Origin of the sequence: Pauljensenia sp. 20925_1_25 (genome assembly GCF_041433955.1) — a bacterium.
Classification (GTDB): domain Bacteria; phylum Actinomycetota; class Actinomycetes; order Actinomycetales; family Actinomycetaceae; genus Pauljensenia.
This window is the reverse complement of sequence record NZ_JAPWCL010000004.1, coordinates 90918-109664: the sequence shown is the minus strand read 5'-3', so window position 1 is coordinate 109664 and position 18747 is coordinate 90918. Positions and strand designations below refer to the sequence as shown.

The window sequence follows — 18747 nt, the reverse complement described above, 5'->3', positions numbered from 1 at the left end:
GTAGTCCTATCCCATGGGGGTGTGCCGTGCAAGCAACGTCCCACTGCGCAAGAATGAGCAGATGGATTTCATTGCTCGACTTGTTGCCACGATGGCCGGACTGTGGGTCACGACCCTCCTGGTTCCGTCTATCTCCATCACGTCGACGACGGCATCAGAAACCGTGATCGCCCTCGCCGTCATCGCTTTCGTGTTCACGCTGGTGAACTCGATCATTAAGCCCGTCGTCAAGACGCTGGCCTTCCCTCTGTACCTCCTCACCTTCGGCCTGTTTGCACTGGTGACCAACTCGTTGCTCTTCGCGCTGACGGGCTGGCTGTCCACGTCGCTGGGCATTCCTATGACGACGGGTGGCTTCTTGTCCTGCCTGACAGGTGCGGTCATCACGTCGGTGGTGGCCTCCGTCGTGTCGGGGGTCCTGCATGACAAGAAGGACACCCGCGACTGAGCTGGCTTCCCCTTTCTCGAGGCGCATCACTTGTCGGTGATGCGCCTCGTTTGGTAGTGGTGGATCGTGGTCTGGGTGCGCTCGGTGAGGCCGAGCGCGTGGGTGCGGCGGGCCTCGGCGACCGCGAGTGCGCCAAGGCCCGGGTCGGACGAGGCCGTGGCTGCGCTCAGGGAACTCCTGATCTCGTCGACGTAGACGGAGGCAGAGTGTGAGCACGGGACGGGGTCGGAGATGTCGCACGTGGCTTCGTAGTCGCAGAACATGACGGTGGTGACGTTATCCCCCTGTGTGGCGTAGCCGTCGAGGCCGGGGACGATGTCGCCGGAGTTCTCGTAGGACAGGACGGGTACGTCGGCGGGGGCGATGGTGGCCGTTGGGGATCCGGCGGTGACGACTGAGACGACGTTGTAGCGGGAGCGTACGTTCGGGTTTGCGGCAAGTTGGGCGGCCATGATGCCGCCTTGGGAGTGTCCGGCGAATTCGACGGCTTCGCCCGGCGCGATGCCCGCGTCGTCCATCGCCTTCTGGATGGCGTAGAGCTGGTCGGAAGCCATGCCGCCCACGCCTTGAAAGTTGGTGAGCATGTCCTGCGGGCCTTTCTCCCCAGCGCCGAAGGACTGCGTGCCACGGATGTCGATGGTCCATGAGCGTGTCTGGGTTCCATCCTCTCCCAGTGTCACGTGTTCCTCGATGGCGATCTCGCCGTTGTCGGCGTCTCCCCCGTGCATGTCGATGATGTGTTCGATGACGTCGGCGCTGGTGGCAGCGCCCTCGTAGTGGATGTCAGGTGCAGCGTCCGGCATCGATGCCAGCGTCGTGGCCTTTCGTTCTTGAAACCTATCGGGCCATAGCCACAGTCCGATCCCGCCAGCGTGGACGCGCGTATGTCCGTCGGCTGCCTTGATTGCGACCCCGTAGCTTGGTCCGCTCCCTAGTCCGCAAGCAGTAAGTCCCAGCACTGTCAGCGCCGCCAAGCCCGAGGCCGAGGCCGTCGACGTGGAGTTGAGGTCCTGACTCACCCCAAGTCCTTCCAGAATACGCGCGACGTCCCGATGCACAGGCAAGGAATTGACGTCCAACGCGAAACGGCCGAGGTCGCGCTGAAACTGTACGCCTGACATCTCATCCTCATGCTTCCAAAACTCCAGACCGTCGATCCCGGTGTTCATCAAGTCCCTGCTGTGGGTTGCCATCGCCGGAAGCGGCATGACCACAGTCGCCAACCCTGGGACCCCCAGTCGAGCCGCGGCGTCCTGACACAGGTGGAAACCGGCGCTCCACAGCGCGCCCGCGAAGCCACCCGTCGCCTCGAATCTGGCGAGTCCGAGGAGGCTGAACTGCGGACCGGACGCGCTGCCGGGAACGGCCTCCCACAGGGAGGCGAAACTATTTGCGTCGTCGTAGGTCAGTGCAGCATCACGCAGCTTCCACAGGAGATCATCGACAGCGGCACCCAGGTCATCCAGGGAACTCAGGGCGGTGGTGATCGCGCTGGTGACGCTGCTTGTATCGAAAGGGGCCAGGTCGACTTCCAACTGTGCGCAGGTGAGCGCGGCTTTGGATGGTCCGATTGCGAGTAGCTTCTCGTAGGTCAGAGCCGCGTGCGCGGCGTTCAGTTCGTTCACGTCAACACTGAAAGCACCGGAGGCAACCGTGACGTGACGATGAGGGTCAAAGGCCACGGTTACCGCCTCCCTAGCACGTCGCCACTGACCGCGGCTGCGGCAGAAGTCAGGACGGTGCCGTAGAAGTCTGCGAGGGCTACTGCCGTGTTGCATCCGTTCGCCACTGTGACAACGGTGCTCGCGAGGAATGCGGTGGCGTTTGCTTCAAGGGTGGGAACGGCGTCCAGCGCCGCCTGAATATCGTCGAGAACTCCCTGGGCCTGAGCCACGACCTCGTCTTTACGCAAGCGGTAGGAATCGCCTCCCGTGCCCGTCCACTGCGAGCAGGAGGACCCCGTGAGCGCGCATCGCAGAGCATCGACGAGGGCGTAGGCGCTGTTAAGGGACACGGAAACGGCGGCTGTATCGATAGGCATGGGAACTCCCTTCAGCGGAAGCGGTGTTGTTACAGGACGGACGCTACGCCCGAGGCCGTGGCTGGTTCTACCCGCACGGGCAGCCCTGTGGATGGCGGGCGACACGAACGCAGGCCTGTGGATAGACATCGCTCGCGGTAGCCTGTGGATAAAGCGAGGTCACCCCCGGACGGTATCGGGCACTCCCCCGCCAGCGAACGTGAACAACCCGCCCCAGCCCCGGCCTCGTGCGTTATACACACCACGAACCGCCGAGCGGACTCAGCGTCCCGAAGACCTCGCAGTCTGGGAAGATGGGGGTATGAGCGACACGATGACACTGTTCTCCACTGCCCACGGCTATTCGGACCTGGCGGGCGGGGGTGAGCCGCTCAGCCCGCTGGACGGTCGCTATCGCGCGGTGGCCGCGCCGCTGGCGAACTACCTGTCCGAGGCGGGCCTGAACCGCGCGCGCGTGCACGTCGAAATCGAGTGGCTGATTTTCCTACTCGACAACTCGGTCCTGCCGGGCGCCCCGACGCTGACGGACGCGGAGCGCGACTACCTGCGCGCACTGCCCCGCGATTTCGGTGCCGACCACATCAAGCGCCTGGGCGAATTCGAGGCCGTCACCCGCCACGACGTCAAGGCTGTCGAGTACCTGATCGGCGAATACCTGGAGGCCGCGGCCGGCAAGCTGGGCGAGGGCACGACGCTGCCGACCCTGCGCGAGGTCGTCCACATCTTCTGCACCTCCGAGGACATCAACAACCTGGCGTACGCGCTGACCATCAAGGCGGCGACCGAGCAGGTGTGGCTGCCGTCGATCCGCGCGCTCCTGGATCGCCTGCGCGGCCTAGCCGAGGCCGGGGCGGCCGTCCCGATGCTGGCGCACACGCATGGCCAGCCGGCGACGCCGGTGACGATCGGCAAGGAGATGGCGGTGTTCGCGCACCGCTTGTCCCGCCAGATCACGCGCGTCGAGGCCACGGAGTATCTGGGCAAGATCAACGGTGCGACGGGCACGTGGGCCGCGCACGTCGTGTCGGTGCCGGGCGCGGATTGGCCGACGCTGGCCCGCTCTTTCGTGGAAGGCTTGGGCCTGACATGGAATCCGCTGACCACGCAGATCGAGTCGCATGACTGGCAGGCCGAGCTGTACTCGGATGTGGCGCGCGCGGGCCGCATCGCCCACAACCTGGCGACGGACGCATGGACGTACATTTCGATGGATTACTTCCACCAGAACCTGGCGGCGCAGGGGTCGACGGGTTCGTCGACGATGCCGCACAAGGTCAACCCGATCCGTTTCGAGAACGCGGAGGCCAACCTGGAGGTGTCGAACGCGCTGCTGGATTCGCTGGCGTCGACGCTGGTGACCAGCCGCATGCAGCGTGACCTGACGGATTCGACGACGCAGCGCAACGTGGGTGTTGCCTTTGGTCACGCGGTGCTGGCCTACGACAACCTGGTGCGCGGCCTGGATGGCATCGAGATCAACGCGGCGCGCATGGCGCAGGATTTGGATGCGAATTGGGCGGTGCTCGGCGAGGCCGTCCAGCAGGCGATGCGCGCCGCGGCGATCGCGGGTGCGACCGGCATGGCGAACCCGTACGAGCGCCTCAAGGAGCTGACGCGCGGCCACGAGGTGGGCGAGCGCGACATGCGTGAGTTCATTGCGGGCCTGGGTCTGCCGGCCGAGGTGGAGGAGCGTCTCCTGGCGTTGACCCCGGCGACCTACGTCGGCCTGTCCGAGCGCCTGGCGCGCTGGGAGGCCTGAGTCCTATCGGCTGGAGCGGCGGGTGCGCGGTTGGTCCGCGCCTCGCCGCCCTCCCCGTTTCTGCCTTGGATCGACGAGGCCGGGGCGGAGTGTTGTCAGGGCTATACAACCAGATGGTTGACACGACAACCCTCGAACTATGCGCAGAGTCCTTCTCTCCATCGACACCAAGATTTACTCCTCGCACAAACTGAATCATGAGTTGCGCCCCCATACTTCTTATACTTTAATAGAAGTATAAGAAGCTAAACATCAAGACTAGCTTCAATACTCCAAGAAAGGAAACGGTCATGGCGCATCAGGAAACTGTCGTTATCCGAGTTAACGAAGACGACCCGCCCTGGAAAGAGAACGAGGAGGCCTGGCTTGAACGTGGACGTAAGTGGTGGAAGGCCAGTGCAGCACGCATCATCGACTGCGCTGAACTACTTGTGCTCGACAAGAACGATACGGTCAAGGCGGTTACTCGCGTCGCTGGCGTTGAGAAGGATCTAGACGAGGGAAGCGGCCGCATCTCCATTATCCCGAGTGACCTCCCAGCCAAACATGAGGAGCTGATCGGAAAGAAGATCCGGCGCCCCAATTCACGTAACCCCGTGGTGTACCTACGCGACATCGAGGTCATTGGCTGAGCCGGAACAAGAGAGCCCCCAGCACTCCTGCTGGGGGCTCCATCGCATCCGCAAAAGCGGAGCCGCTCAGTCCTATCGAAGGTCACGGCCTCCAGGCAGGGTCGCAGTCGGGCGCGCCATAGCGCGCGTAAAGCTCGTCGGGACGAGCAATCTCGTCTTCGAAGCCCAGCACCGCCATGTCGGCCACCGTTTCGGTCTGTGCACCGGGCACCGCCCGGGCGTCCGCCGGCGAATCCGCATCACCGCGTGCGATGAGGACGCGGGCGCGCACGCTGACCGGTGCCATTTCGGCGTTGTTCCACACCGCGCGAGTGAGCGCGTCCAGCGCCTCCGTCGCGACCTCCACATTCGCTAACTCATCCGAGGCCGGTGCAACCACGTCAATGGACACCAGGGATGGGCGACCGAAACCCTCACCAACCTCGACGTTGACGACGCGGCGCTCACTGGAACCGCGTTCACCGGGGCCAACCCCGGCCTCGTCGATGAACGTCTCCGGGAAGGCGGCCTCCAGCGCGGACGAGGCCAGCTCCGCGAAGCGCTGCGTGCGCCCGGTTCCCCGCGTCGAAGCCAGGGCTCGCCACGCGATGCCGGCACCAATCGCACCCACGCCGAGCGCGCCGATCACGAGCGGCCCGGCAATCTGCGGGAGTTGACCGCGCAGGCCGGAGGCGGCGGCCTTGTTCACGGGGGTCGAGACGCGCATCCAGCGGCGCACCTCGCGCAGGGGGGCGTAATGCTCGGTCATGAGCGGTCCTTTCTGATGGGAATGAGCCGGGAGAGGGCGGAGAAGGCAGAGGCGCGCCGACGCCTCGCACGGGCGACGCGCGGTAGGCGCGGCACCGTGGTCACGTAGTCCATGGGATAGGTGGCGGCCGTGTACGCGCCGCCGCGTTCGAGCGCGGCAACCGTGTCCCATGCGGCGTCGGCGGTGGGTGTCAGGAGATCCTGCCAGATCTCGTAGTGCATGACGCGCGTGGACTCCCCCGGGGTGGGCAGGAAATCCTGCAGCGCCGCCATCGACGAGGCCAGCCGACCCCACGGGGTCACGCGCACCTTGCGCTCGAGGAGGCGCACGGTCTCCGTGTAGGTCGCGGAGGAGTGCGCGTAGTAGAGGGGGCGGGTCCGAGGCCTCACGAGGCTACGCCCGACGGTGACGCGCCGGTCGGGGGCGCGGTCGGGCGAGCCGTCGAAGCTCGGCATGACGTCCTGGTCATGGTTGACGGTGATGATCACCACGTCGGGGCGCACGCGGATACGGCGGTTGGGGCCGCCCATGGACAGGATGCCGCCGACATTGACCCCGGCCTCGTCCGGCGGGATGGAGGCGAGCGCGGCGGCGACAATCCCACCCTGGGAGTGGCCGCAGATGAGGATGGGTTCGCGCGTCCATTGCTCGCGTGGCACGCCGTCACGTTCCATGGCGGCGTGCAGGGCGCTCACGACGCCGACGCTCATCGCGCTCTCCAGGCCGAGCATAAGACGAATATTCGTCTCTATATCGGCTGGGTTGTTTGTTGAACGAAAGGTCATGGACTGGGTGCCAACCAGGGAGAGGAGCCAGCGGCGCGCCTCGTCCTCGCCGACGCGCGTGATCTTGACGGCGGGGCCGATGGTGCGAGACCAGTAGAGTTCGTCGATGTCGGCGCACATATCGGACAGGATCGAAGGAGGATCGACGCGGCGGATCTGTGCCTCGGGGTGGCCGGGGAGCGGGTCCTGGAAGGCTGGGTCGGCCTCGGAGTCGCGCAGGAGATTCACGTGAACGGCACCGCCACGCAGCGCGCCAACTGCTGTGCCGACCGTCAGCATGCCGGTCATGAGGGCGTCGTATCCGCGCCTGGGGATGAGGGGCAGCATGCGAGCCATGCGCCCGTCCTTGTCAGCACCGACCGCAACGACCGCGCGTGCCCACACGCGCCCGACGCTCGCGGTGCGCCGTGCGACGTGCGCGAGGGAGCGGATGAGGAGCGTGTCCAGGCCAGGGGTATCGAAGAAGATGCGCTGGGTTTTTTCCGAGATCGATGTGCCCATGTCATCCGAGGCAGCGCGGGCGCGGGCACGGATGGTTTTGGGGAGCGCCGGGATTTCAGCGAGGCTGCCGACGGCGACCGTTGCCGCGAGCGCGGGCAGGACAGGGGCGACTTTGAGGCGCAGGTAGAGGCCCGGGTATGCCTGGGGGACGCGGCGGATCGCACGGTAGCGTCGGCGTGAGCGTCGCTTCAAGTGCCCTCCTCATGGTCCGTCCAGGCTCCACACTACGGGGGTTGGCGAGCGCAACGCGAGGCGAGGTCGCTCGGTGACGACACCCCCTTGACACCCATACCCCCTAGGGGTACCATTACTTCCATGAGCAACGAGCACGGCTACCACGGCAACACCGAGAATCATCTCGCGCGCCTGCGCCGCATCGAGGGCCAGGTGCGCGGCCTGCAGCGCATGATCTCGCAGGGCGAGTACTGCATCGACATCCTCACGCAGGTCTCGGCCGTCCAGTCCGCGCTCGATTCGGTCGCGGTCAACCTGCTCAAAGACCACATGAACCACTGCGTCGTCACGGCGGCGCGCGAATCCGACGCGGCCGCCCAGGCCAAAGTCGATGAGGCGGCCGCGGCCATCGCCCGCCTCATCAAGTCCTAATCACAAGGAGAAATCATGACCACCGAGATTGATCGCACCATTGAGCTGTCCGTCGACGGCATGACCTGCGGCCACTGCGTGATGAGCGTCAGCGAAGAACTGAGCGAGATCCCCGGCGTGAAGAACGTCGACGTCATCCTCAACTCGGGCGCAACCTCCAAGGTGACCGTCCTGACCGACACTCCCCTGGACGACGCGGCGCTGAGCGACGCGGTGTCCGAGGCCGGCTTCAAGCTGGTCGGCATCTCGCGCGACTTCTGAGGATTTCCACGCCTCAACGACGAGGCCGGGGTTCCTTCCCCGGCCTCGTTTCCTTTCGCTCTTTACATACCCCCGGAGGGTACCCATGTCCACGACATCCGTAACCGTCACTACTTCCGCCAAGGCCACCCCAGCCTCGGCCCCCAGCCCCCAGGTGGGCGAGGGCACCCGCGCCCACGCCGCCGACCTGCGCCGCCGCCTCATCGTCTCCGCGCCCCTGGGCGTCCTCGCGATGTTCCTGTCGATGGTGCCCGCCTGGCAGTTCACCGGGTGGCAGTGGGTCGTCGCGGCCGCCTCGATCCCGGTGGTCACGTGGGGCGCGTGGCCGTTCCACCGGGCGGCATTCGCGGCCGGCCGCCACGGGTCGACAACGATGGACACACTGGTCTCCCTCGGCGTCATCTCCTCGACGCTGTGGAGCTGGTGGGCACTCCTGTGGGGCGGTGCCGGGATGCTCGGCATGCGCATGCAGATGAGCCTGATCCCGCGCGCGGCGCACGCGGGTCATGCGGAGATCTACTTCGAGGGCGCGTGCATGATCGTCGTGTTCCTGCTGACGGGCCGCTACCTGGAGGCGCGCGCACGCTACCGCGCGGGCGACGCGCTGCGTTCGCTGCTGCGCATGGGCGCGAAGGAGGCGACGCTCGTGCGCATCGACCCCGAGACGGGCGAGCGCACGGAGAGCGTCGTGCCCGCCTCGTCCCTGCAGGTCGGCGACCTGTTTGCAGTGCGCCCGGGCGAGAAGGTAGCGACCGACGGCATCATCGTCGAGGGGTCCTCCGCCCTGGACACCTCCCTCCTGACCGGCGAGTCCGTGCCGGTGGACGCGTCCCCCGGCGACGCGGTGACGGGCGCGACCGTCAACACGTGGGGATCCCTGCTGGTGCGAGCCACGCGCGTCGGCTCGGACACGACGCTCGCGCAGATCGGGCGCATGGTTGCCGAGGCCCAGGCCGGCAAGGCACCCGTCCAGCGCCTCGCGGACCAGATTTCGGGCGTGTTCGTGCCCATCGTCATCCTTGTTTCTCTGCTGACCCTCGTCGGCTGGCTGCTCGCGGGCGGCAGCGTGCAGGCCGCGTTCACGGCGGCCGTCGCCGTCCTCGTCGTGGCGTGCCCGTGCGCGCTCGGCCTGGCCACGCCGACCGCAATCCTCGTCGGGTCGGGACGCGCCTCGCAGCTGGGCATCCTCATTAAGAACGCGGAAATCCTCGAACAGACGCGCTCGATCGACACCATGCTCCTGGACAAGACGGGCACGGTCACCACGGGCGTCATGTCGCTTGAGTCTGTTGCAGTTCCCTCCGCGGGCGGCTCCCCTGAGGTGGACGAGGCCTCGGCCCTGTCCCTGGCCGCCTCCGTCGAGTCCCTCTCCGAGCACCCCGTCGCCCGCGCGATCACGTCGGGTGCATCCTCCCGAAACGTCTCTCTCGTCCCCGTGACCGCGTTCGCGAACCAGCCCGGACTCGGCGTCGTCGGCCTCACCGCCCGCGGCGGCGTGCTGGTCGGTCGCCCGTCATGGCTGGCTTCCCTCGGAGTGGACGTCCCCTCTTCTCTCCTTGACGCCGTTCGCGAGGCCGAGGCCTCGGGTGCCTCCGCGGTCGTCGCGGCTCTCGCGCCGAACCTGGGTTCCGCAGCGATCTCCACCCCGGCGGCAGTCGCCACCACACTCGAGGCGCCCGCGCCCGTCGCACTTCCCGGCCCCGACGCGGATCTGCCCCTCGCGACGATCACCATGAGCGTGGGCGGCATGACCTGCGCGTCCTGCGTACGCCGCGTCGAGCGCAAGCTCGGCAAGCTCGACGGCGTCAAGGCCGAAGTCAACCTCGCCACCGAGTCCGCGCGCATCACGCTGACCTCCCCGCATAGCAACGAGGAACTCGAGTCCGTCGTGAACGCAGCCGGATACTCCGGCACCGTCACCTCTCGTTCCGAATCCGCGCCCGCCGACGGCGCACCCGCGTCCGGCGAGAGCGCGGGTAGGGATACCGACACCCCCACCCAGCCCGGCACCACACAGGGAACGGGAGAGCGCGAGGGGGCCACGGCCTCGTCCCTGGTGATTCCCGAGCGCGTCGAAGGCCGCGCGATTGCGGCGCTCATCGTACGCGACACGATCAAGGAGTCCTCTCCCGCTGCGATTGCTCAGCTGCGCGAACTCGGCATCGAACCGATCCTCCTGACGGGCGACAACGAGGCGGCGGCCCGCCACGTGGCCGATCAGGTCGGGATCGAGCGCGTCATCGCGGGCGTCCTGCCCGACGGCAAGCGCGACACCGTCGCCGACCTGCAGGCCGAGGGCCGCACGGTCGCAATGGTGGGCGACGGCGTGAATGACGCGGCCGCCCTCGCTCAGGCGAGCACGAAGGGCCTGGGCATCGCGATGGGGTCGGGCACGGACGTGGCGATCGAGGTCGCTGACATGACGCTCATGAACTCGTCGCTAACCTCGGCGGCGACCGCGATCCGAGTGTCACGCCGGACGCTGCGCATCATCAAGGAGAACCTGTTCTGGGCGTTCTTCTACAACGTGTTGATGGTGCCGCTCGCGATCGCGGGCCTGCTCTCCCCCATGCTGGCAAGCGCCGCGATGGCCTGCTCGTCAGTGTTCGTAGTCCTCAACTCGCTGCGGCTGCGCACGGCGAAATAGGGGCGATCACACCGGCGAGAATTCGACTCCCATTGCTGCAGCCGACCTTGACCGGATGCAGCAATGGGAGTCACCAGCGAGCAAGAGCGTCGGCTAGACTCCGGCTCGACACGTCACGCACACGTTGCACGCACTGTATCTCACCTGCGCGACGTGTTCGACTGACTGATGAAGCCGACAGGGCAACCGCGTCTTGTTCTCAGTACGCAATACACCCGATGCGGGGCGCTACACCCGTTACGGGGCGCTACACCCGATGCGGGGCGCTACACCCGATCAGAAGAGGTGCAATGCCCACGGATCGGGTGCAGCGCCCAATGCAACAAGCATTTTCTCGGACGCGCACTACCCACCTGATTCCACATCGGCACACCTGCCGCCCTCACCTTGAATACCTGCCGCTATGGGTCTGACTATCACTCTCTAGTCCCAGCCACACACAGCACCTTCACCAGCACATCACAGACAAGATTCTTCGTGTCATACCAACGATTGATTCATCGGCTGAGCTTTTGACAACTTTCCCACTTCGCCGATACGGCGACGGGGCGTTGAAATCCAGCGCGCTTGCATACGCCATACTGCAGCCGTAGTAGGAATCAATGAAATAGTGCCGCGCAGCCGGAGTTTCCGGCTGCGCGGCACCTTTGTATTACGAAGTGCGACGCGCGACGCGGAAGCCCTGCGCGGAGTAGATGGTCTCGTAGGTGTGGCCGGGGTGAGCGGCACTGGCCCAGGACTCGGCGTCAACCTCGGCACCGCCCCACGCGTAGGACTGCCGGTCGACGACAACATACTCGGGCGGGGTATCCATGCCGACGGTCGTGCCCACCCAGTAGACGTCGCGCCCAGGCACGAGCCGCGCAAGCAGTGTCGTGTCGCTCTCGACGCGGGCCCCCGCGGGCACGACGTCGAGCGCGCCCTGGGCTGCCGCCATGCGCGGGCTTTCCGCGAGAGTCGGCAGCTTCCACAGGGGCAGGAACGAGGCCGTAAGCGCCAGGGACACGGCGGGCACGCACGCGGCCGCCCACGCGGCCACACGGCGATACTTCTCGAACGAGGCCCGGGCCGGTTCCTCCGGGTCCGCCCCGCCCCGCTCGGGCTGAATCCACTGGCTGACGACGTCCAGCAGGGCGCACGCTGCAATGGGGACCAGAACCGCGTTGTAGTGCCAGGAGTTCCACTGGTAATAGGCGTTCACCGAGCCCGCGAAGCGCCACGCGAGGGTCGGTAGGACTAGGGCAAACCACGGGGAGCGCAGCCCGACAATACCGGCTCCGGCCACCAGAATCAGCAGCGTCTTGATCTTGACGGGCGGGGTCGTGAGGATCCCCCAGACGGAGGGAATCTGGTGCACGGCAGCCTTGCTGGCCATCGTCGTGCCCGCCCCCGTCGCGGATCCGTCCAACGAATAGGCCCAGGTACCTGCCGGGTTCACGGCGGGCAGCAGCACCTTCACTGTCACGATAAACGCGATAATACCGAACAGTGCGTACGCCAGGGACACGAGTATCCCGGAACGATCCTCGCCCCTCCGACGCCACGCGAGCGCCAAGCCGGCGACGAAAACAGTCAGCCCCAGGTCCTCCTTGACAAGGATGACCGGTGCCAACCACGCCATGCAGGCACCCCACCGCCGCTCGACGAAAGCAACGCCTGCGACGGCCAACAGCGGGACGGCCACACAGACCTCGTGAAACTGGGCACCGACCGCGCCCTGCAGACCCCACCCCAGCCCGTACGTCAGGCCAACGAGCACGGCGCCACCGCGCCCGAAGAGCCGCTGCGCCAGTCGCGCAATCGGCAGGACCGACGCCGCAATCAACAGGTCCTGGATGACTAGGAGAGTGAGCGCCGACGGGAAGAAACGATAGATCGGCCCGAGCAGGGCCAGGATCGGATGGAAGTGATCCCCCAGCAGGTTGTAGCCCGGGGCCTTGATCGGAACGATGGGAGCCTCGAAGCGCGAGTACGCCTGGACGGCCTCGGCGAAAATCGCCAGATCCCACGAGGGGTCAGAGAGCGTGCGCCACTGCGCCAGTGAAAAACAGATGTAGAGGGTGCCGACCGTGCAGGCGAGCGCGGCGGGAAGCCACCACGCCGAAGCGACGCGCGCGACGTCCGACCGATCCGGGAGCCTCACCCGACCATCTCCGAGCGGCGAGGCGAGGCCTCGACATCGTCGGCGAACTCGCGGGACGAGGCCGGGGCCGGGTAAGGCACACCGATGCCCTGCTCGTGGTCGGCGCGCCGCTTCGAGCGGGCATCGGAGTGGAAGACCTGGCTGGCGGAGGTACGCAAGGCGTCGAACATGCGCGCCGGGCGATTCAAGGAGCCGAGGGAACGGTCCGCGCCCGAGTGCGCGAAGTTACAGGGAACCTCCATGACGGACAGTCCGGCGCGCAGCACGCTGATGGTCATCGCAGCTTCGAGGGCGTAACGGCCAGCGAAAGGCATCGCCGCGTCAATAGCCTCGCGCGTCAGGCAACGCTGGTAGCTCAGCGGGTAGTGGCAGTACCAGCCGGTCTTGCGGCGGATGAGTCGGCGCATGACGGCCGGGCCGTAGCCGGAGTATTCACGCCCGGTGGCAGGCACCGCGATGCTCATGTCCACCTCGCGGGAGACAACGGCCTCGACGAGGGCGGTGGCTTCGACGGCGGACTCACCCAGGTCGGGCGAGAGCAGCAGAATGTGGCGGGGTGGGCCGTCGGGACGATCCCGCATGGCGGCGACTTTTACGCCCGTCTCGATGGCAGAGGCGCGCCCCCGTTCAACGGAGTGGCGCACGACGACGGCACCTGCGGCCCGGGCTGCGCGTCCCGTGTCGTCCGTCGACCCATCGTCGACGACAATGAGAAGGTCAACGCCGGGTATAGCGCGGCATGCGCGCACGGTGGCCGCAACGGCACGGCCGACGTTGTGCGCAGCGATGACTGCAGCGACACGCTGCGGGTGGGAACTTCGGGATCCGCTGGCATAGTTCACACGACATAGTTTACGGGTAGTGGGACGCGATTGCGTCCCACTACCCGTAATGTGAGCGACAAGCCTGCCTAAACGGCGGGTAAAAGTATGCTCAGCGGATCGTCACCGCACGGGACACGAGGCCCTGGCGCGCGCGGCGTTCCTTGTCATCCAGACGCTCGGTGTTGGTAAGCGCCTCGGCCAAAGCCTTGGCGAAGACCTGCGTGCCGGGCGCGACGTCGGAGGCGCTGGCACCCTCGGGCAGCTCGAAGACCGGGACGATGAGGCCGCACGCACGGAAGGAACCCACGTAGCGCGAACCCTCACCGACGTTAGCCTCGCCGCGCGCAGCCAGGCGAGCCAGCGCGTCGAAGAGCTTGGTCTCGTCGTTGTCCGTCAGGAAACGCACGAAGTTACGGTTCATCTCGCACCAGTACGCGCCGGGGACGCCGGGCACGGGTTCGGTCGGGATGATCTCATCGCGGTTCTGTTCAAGGGCGCGGCGCGTCTGCTCATCGATCTCCTCAGCCGGGTCGAACCAGAAAGAGAAGTCCTCCTCGAGCTTCATGTCCGTGAAGCTATCGGCGTCGACGATGTCCTGGAGGCGCTCGGACGGCTCGCGCACATCGATCGAGATGACGCCCTCGTCGCCCGCTTCCTTCGCGGCGATGGCCGCGAGCAGCGCGGCACCCGCGTCATGGCTGAGGTCCGCGGAGTTCGAGCGGGTCTGTAGCGCGACAAGGATGCGCCCGTCGGGGCGCACCATCGCGGGCTGCCCCTCTGGCAGGAGGGTGACGAAGTCGAATTCGACGGCACCGTGGTCGGCGTTGGTGCGTGCGGTCAGTGTGGCCGCCGGGATGAGCTCGCGCATGGCGACCAGCTCAATCTCCTTCGGCAGGCCCTCGTAGGGACGCGCGACGAAGGGGATCGGCGGACGATATGCCTTGAGCTTGGCGGGATCGGTGACCTTCTTACGGCGGCTAGCTTTACCCATGGGTGTAATCGTAGCGGGTTTCGTACAATCGACGAGGTCAGGGCTGGGCGAGCCGGTCCAGCCCGGGCCTCGTCAGTGTCCCCGGGCGATGACCTCCACGCCGGGCAGGGCAGCGCGATAGGCGTCGAGGAAGCGCTCGTACCCGGCCACGCCCTCGGGGGTGGGTTCCAGAGTGGAGACCGAGGCCTCGGCAAAGACCCGCTCGGAGAGGTACTCCGGCAGGGCGGGAGTCGCCGAATTCCCAGCAAGGACAGCACGGTAACGCGCGAGGACGGCGATGCCCCACGCGCCGCCCTCGCCTGCGGTATCGCCGACGGACACAGGGATATTCAGCGAGTCGGCGAGGATCTGCTGGGCAACGCCCGGAGTCTTAAAGAGTCCGCCGTGCGCGAAGAGCGAATCGAGGCCTACACCCTCCTCGCGGAGGATGTCGACGCCGATACGCACGGCCGCGAAGATGCTCATGAGCTGGGCGCGCACCGCGTTCGCGAGGGTCACGCGGGCCTCAGCCGTGTGCGTGAACACGGGCTGGGCGGTCTCCTGTCCAACAATCGGTTCGGCGGACAGGGTGTTGTAGGCCATGACGCCGCCCGCGTCGGCCTCGCCCGTGAGCGCGTGGTTGTAGAGGGTGTCGTAGATCGCGGGGACGCTCACGTCAACTCCGATGAGGCGCGCAAAGTCCGCGAACCAGCCCACCCACGCATCGAGCTCGGACGCACCATTGTTTGAATGGACCATCGCGACGGGCGAGCCATCCGGCGTGGTCACCATGTCAATCTCGGTGTGCAGCTCGGTGAGGGAACGCTCAATAACGGCCATCAGGAAAACGGACGTGCCGCACGAAATATTGCCCGTACGCTGCGCGATCGCGTTCGTCGCGATCATGCCTGTGCCCGCGTCGCCCTCCGGCGAACACAGCGCAATCCCGGGCTGCAGCGCGCCGGTCGGGTCGATGAGCGCGGCACCTTCGGGGGTCAGCGCACCCGCGTCCTCACCCGCACTCAGCACGGTCGGAAGCACGTCGCGCAAGCGCCACGGGACCCGGTTCTCAACCAGGGCCTCGTACTGATCGAGGTAGGACTCCACGTATGTGCCCGTGGTCGAGTCAACTGGGAACATGCCGGAGGCGTCGCCGATGCCCAGGACATGGCGGCCCGTCAGCTGATGGTGCACCCAGCCAGCGAGCGTCGTCAGGCGAGCGACGCGCGGCGCGTGCTCCTCAGAGTCGAGGACCGCCTGATGCAGGTGGGCAATCGACCAGCGCAAGGGAATGTTGAATCCAAAGAGGTGAGTCAGTTCGTCGGCGGCGCGGCCCGTATTCGTATTGCGCCACGTGCGGAAGGGCGCGAGCAGATTATCGTCGGCATCGAAGGCAAGGTAGCCGTGCATCATGCCCGAGATGCCGATCGAGCCGTAGGAGGTGGGGGTAACGTCGTAGCGCTCGCGAACGTCGGCGACCAGGGAGGCATAGGCGGAGCGCAGGCCCACCACGACCTCGTCAAGGGTGTAGGACCACAGGCCATCCTCCAGGTGGTTCTCCCAGGCGTGCCCGCCGGTGGCGAGCACTTCGTGGTCGGGGCCGATCAGGACGGCTTTGATGCGGGTCGAGCCGAACTCGATGCCGAGCGAAGTGTCGGCGGCGGCGATAGCGGCGCGGGGGTCGGTGCTCATGTGTGCTCCTTGGGTCTTCATTGACGAGGCTGTGGCCCGGAATGCGCTAACGGTAACACTTTCGTGAACGCCCCGGCGAGGACCTGCGGCCATTTATCGAACACTCTGCACGATATATGCGGAATTATGGCTTATTAACAACCTTGTGACCCCATCAGCCCGATTCTCCCACCCGCCCACCTTCCTCTCACATGTCCCCTTCCAGCTGACGGCTCGGGGGAGTAGACTACGCGTAGTCACAATTCAGGAGGACGCATGTCTACAGCACGTGTTGCACGCTCCGTCAAGCTCGACCCCGAGATCGACGCCCGACTCACGGCCCTTGCGCAGCGGACGGGACGAACGAAATCGTTCTACATGAATCGTGCCATCGAGTCAGCGCTCGAGGAGATCGAGCTGGCCTACTCACTGCAGGCAGACCTCGAAGATATCCGCAGTGGACGCGCAACATCGGTGAGCCTTGACGAGGCGGTGAAGACCCTTGGCCTGGAAGGCTAAGCTGTCGCCTCGCGCATTGAAGCAACTGAGCAAACTCGATAAACCGGCTGCCGCACGAATCATTGCATATCTGCGCGAGACCGCGAACGGGAATGATCCCCGCGCCCGCGGGAAAGCGCTCACCGGTAACCTCGCAGGGTTCTGGCGGTACCGTGTCGGTGACTACCGAATCATCGTCTCCATTGAAGATGACGAGCTATTGATCCTCGCCATCAACATCGATCACAGGTCTCGGGTTTACCGCTGACCTACTGAGCGCCGAAGCCCTCGATGAAGAGTTCACGGGTGCGGTCGATGACGGACAGTTCCTTCTCGCTGAGCGGCTTGGTTGCGCTGCGCTCTATAAAGGTCAGGACGACCGAGGCGTAGACCTCCGAGGCCAGGGGAAGCACGTCATCATCGATGCGTCCGCGCGCCCAATTGGCAAATACCGAACGACATGTCTGGCGGAGACGCTCGTGCAGGTCACCCTCTCCCCCGACACGAATGGCGAGCAGGGTCGTCAGGGCACGCCCGTTGCGCGCGTAGATGTCGGCCAGGTGACGCGCGACCGCCCGAGAGTCACCGCCCTCCCCAAACCACAAGCCTTCGAGCGCGGGAGTAATGTCCTCGAGGAGGAAGGACACCACCTCGGCCAGAAGCGCATCCTTGCCGGTGTAATGGTCATAGAAGGTCGTGCGCGAGACCATCGACACACGGCAGATATCGGCGACGCTCACGTGCTCGTAGGGCTTGGCCTCGCACGCCTTCACGAGGCCGGAGCGGATCGCGCGGCGAGTCTTGCGGATGCGCAGGTCCAGGTTCTTCTCGGCGGCCCGCCCATGCTTGTCCAGGTTTCGCAGATACATGATGCTCCCATCATTTTCCTCGGATCTGTGGGCCTATCCTACTCTTCTCGTAGCGTGTGTCCGGTAATGGACATTCCATGCGATATTGTGCATCCCCGCCCGCTGTCACAGCTCGTAGCCTCGAGGCATGTTCACTCACTACACGGGCAACCGGCAATTCGATCTCCAGCTCAATCGGACCTTCGCTCCCCTGCTTGATCACGAGGGCATCGCACGCATCGCCGACACTGCGCTCCCTCGCATTCGCTCGACGAAGGACATCACGGCACTTGCTCACTCGCTCGCGCAGCGCTTCGATGCCGAAGGCGACGCGGAGGCCGCGTGGCGCCTACACGAGCTGGCAGCCTTCTACGTCTCCACCTCCGACCCCCGCAAGCACCGCGCCATCGACGCCATGTCGGCCGCATTCGACGAGGCGCGCCACGGCCTCGCCCTCACCCGTCACACGATCCCCTACCGGGATGGCGAACTCACCGCGATGCGCTGGGAGGCAGACCCGGATGCCCGCGCGCAGGCCCCCGCGGGCACACCGCACACACTTGTCATGCTGAACGGTTTCGATGGCTATGCGGAGGAGATCATTGACTTCGCGTCCTACTTCCCCACCCGTCCATTCGACATCATCGCGTTCGATGGGCCGGGGCAGGGACATGCGGCGCTGGCGGGCATGGCGCTCGAGCCGGAGTGGGAGCGCCCGACGAGCGCGGTGTTGGACTACTTCGGCGTGGAGAGCGCGGCCGCGCTCGGCGTGTCCTTCGGCGGCTACCTCGTTATGCGCGCGGCCGCCCACTGCCCGCGCATCAGCCACGTCATCGCCTTCGACATGATGTACCGGCTCCTGGACGGCCTGACGCTGCCACTGCCTCGTCCTCTGCGTCCCTTCGCCGAGGCCGTGGTCGGTCACGCTCGTCCCGCATGGCTCATCGACGCGGCGCTGCGCATCGCGCCGAGGTTCAGTGCGGACCTGGCGTGGAAGCTACAGCAGGCCAGACACCTCACGGGCCTGAGCACACCGAGCGAGGTGCTGCACGCCTTCGGCGACTATACGATGAAACCCCTCGAGGGCCTGATTCATCAGCCATGCCTGGTGCTTGCTGGCGACGCGGATCAGTACGTGCCCATCGAGCGCCTGGCAGACGTGCGCCGGGTCCTGGCTAACGCGGCGTCGCTGGACGTGCGCGTCTTCCACGAGGCCGAGGACCCAGACATGGCACAGCATTGCCAGATTGGGGACCTGAACCGCGCCTTCACGATCATGGGCGACTGGCTGCAGGCACCACATCATGCACGTTAACCCTCTATTGCGCACCTTAACCCGCTATTACGCGTGTGGGCAGGGCTGCC

At 66.0% G+C, this 18747-nt stretch carries 18 protein-coding genes; 9 read left to right on the top strand and 9 right to left on the bottom strand.

What is annotated here, in order from left to right; genetic code table 11:
• Positions 1-61: 61 nt before the first annotated feature.
• On the top strand, positions 62-448 hold the full coding sequence (locus O3932_RS03225) for a phage holin family protein (RefSeq protein WP_009647594.1): 387 nt from the start codon (positions 62-64) through the stop codon (positions 446-448).
• 26 nt (positions 449-474) lie between these two features.
• Here O3932_RS03225 and O3932_RS03220 read toward each other — a convergent pair whose 3' ends face one another.
• On the bottom strand, positions 475-2130 hold the full coding sequence (locus O3932_RS03220; RefSeq protein WP_371536215.1) for an alpha/beta hydrolase: 1656 nt from the start codon (positions 2128-2130) through the stop codon (positions 475-477).
• A gap of 2 nt (positions 2131-2132) precedes the next feature.
• Positions 2133-2489, bottom strand: coding sequence for a hypothetical protein (locus tag O3932_RS03215; protein ID WP_296502266.1), 357 nt, complete (start codon positions 2487-2489; stop codon positions 2133-2135).
• A gap of 301 nt (positions 2490-2790) precedes the next feature.
• On the opposite strand from O3932_RS03215, the gene purB reads away from it, so the two are divergent.
• Positions 2791-4248, top strand: coding sequence for an adenylosuccinate lyase (purB, locus tag O3932_RS03210; protein WP_371536212.1), 1458 nt, complete (start codon positions 2791-2793; stop codon positions 4246-4248).
• A gap of 290 nt (positions 4249-4538) precedes the next feature.
• A complete protein-coding gene (locus O3932_RS03205; RefSeq protein ID WP_371536210.1) occupies positions 4539-4880 on the top strand; it encodes a hypothetical protein in 342 nt (113 codons plus the stop codon).
• 82 nt (positions 4881-4962) lie between these two features.
• Here O3932_RS03205 and O3932_RS03200 read toward each other — a convergent pair whose 3' ends face one another.
• Positions 4963-5628: a pyridine nucleotide-disulfide oxidoreductase gene (locus O3932_RS03200; RefSeq protein WP_371536207.1), complete on the bottom strand. Its 666-nt coding sequence runs from the start codon at positions 5626-5628 to the stop codon at positions 4963-4965.
• Complete coding sequence (locus O3932_RS03195; protein ID WP_371536204.1) at positions 5625-7106, bottom strand: alpha/beta hydrolase; 1482 nt, start codon at positions 7104-7106, stop codon at positions 5625-5627. Before O3932_RS03195 ends, O3932_RS03200 begins: the two co-directional genes overlap by 4 nt.
• 123 nt (positions 7107-7229) lie before the next feature.
• Between O3932_RS03195 and O3932_RS03190 the strand changes: the two genes are divergently transcribed.
• The 3 genes from O3932_RS03190 (at position 7230) to O3932_RS03180 (ending at position 10428) form a co-directional block, all read left to right on the top strand.
• Positions 7230-7520: a metal-sensitive transcriptional regulator gene (locus O3932_RS03190; protein ID WP_371536202.1), complete on the top strand. Its 291-nt coding sequence runs from the start codon at positions 7230-7232 to the stop codon at positions 7518-7520.
• A gap of 15 nt (positions 7521-7535) precedes the next feature.
• On the top strand, positions 7536-7781 hold the full coding sequence (locus O3932_RS03185; RefSeq protein WP_009054619.1) for a heavy-metal-associated domain-containing protein: 246 nt from the start codon (positions 7536-7538) through the stop codon (positions 7779-7781).
• Between the two features lie 85 nt (positions 7782-7866).
• Positions 7867-10428, top strand: a complete 2562-nt coding sequence (locus O3932_RS03180; protein ID WP_371536199.1) for a heavy metal translocating P-type ATPase — start codon at positions 7867-7869, stop codon at positions 10426-10428.
• Between the two features lie 652 nt (positions 10429-11080).
• On the opposite strand, the gene O3932_RS03175 is transcribed toward O3932_RS03180, so the two are convergent.
• From O3932_RS03175 to O3932_RS03160, 4 genes are all read right to left on the bottom strand, one after another.
• A complete protein-coding gene (locus tag O3932_RS03175) occupies positions 11081-12571 on the bottom strand; it encodes a DUF2079 domain-containing protein (RefSeq protein ID WP_371536197.1) in 1491 nt (496 codons plus the stop codon).
• Positions 12568-13413, bottom strand: coding sequence for a glycosyltransferase (locus O3932_RS03170; protein ID WP_009647573.1), 846 nt, complete (start codon positions 13411-13413; stop codon positions 12568-12570). The genes O3932_RS03175 and O3932_RS03170 overlap by 4 nt, the downstream gene beginning before the upstream one ends.
• 91 nt (positions 13414-13504) lie before the next feature.
• Complete coding sequence (locus tag O3932_RS03165; RefSeq protein ID WP_296502282.1) at positions 13505-14386, bottom strand: DUF5926 family protein; 882 nt, start codon at positions 14384-14386, stop codon at positions 13505-13507.
• A 72-nt stretch (positions 14387-14458) separates the two neighbouring features.
• Positions 14459-16057, bottom strand: coding sequence for a xylulokinase (locus tag O3932_RS03160; RefSeq protein WP_371536194.1), 1599 nt, complete (start codon positions 16055-16057; stop codon positions 14459-14461).
• A 255-nt stretch (positions 16058-16312) separates the two neighbouring features.
• Here O3932_RS03160 and O3932_RS03155 point away from each other — a divergent pair, with 255 nt between their 5' ends.
• A complete protein-coding gene (locus O3932_RS03155) occupies positions 16313-16555 on the top strand; it encodes a ribbon-helix-helix protein, CopG family (RefSeq protein ID WP_009647576.1) in 243 nt (80 codons plus the stop codon).
• On the top strand, positions 16539-16802 hold the full coding sequence (locus tag O3932_RS03150) for a type II toxin-antitoxin system RelE/ParE family toxin (RefSeq protein WP_009647565.1): 264 nt from the start codon (positions 16539-16541) through the stop codon (positions 16800-16802). Before O3932_RS03155 ends, O3932_RS03150 begins: the two co-directional genes overlap by 17 nt.
• Position 16803: 1 nt before the next feature.
• Here the strand turns inward: O3932_RS03150 and O3932_RS03145 are convergent, their stop codons facing one another.
• Positions 16804-17403 carry a TetR/AcrR family transcriptional regulator gene (locus O3932_RS03145; protein WP_009647574.1) on the bottom strand — a complete coding sequence of 200 codons (600 nt, stop codon included), beginning with the start codon at positions 17401-17403 and terminating at the stop codon, positions 16804-16806.
• Positions 17404-17530: 127 nt separating this feature from the next.
• On the opposite strand from O3932_RS03145, the gene O3932_RS03140 reads away from it, so the two are divergent.
• Complete coding sequence (locus O3932_RS03140) at positions 17531-18697, top strand: alpha/beta fold hydrolase (protein ID WP_371536191.1); 1167 nt, start codon at positions 17531-17533, stop codon at positions 18695-18697.
• Positions 18698-18747 lie beyond the last annotated feature (50 nt).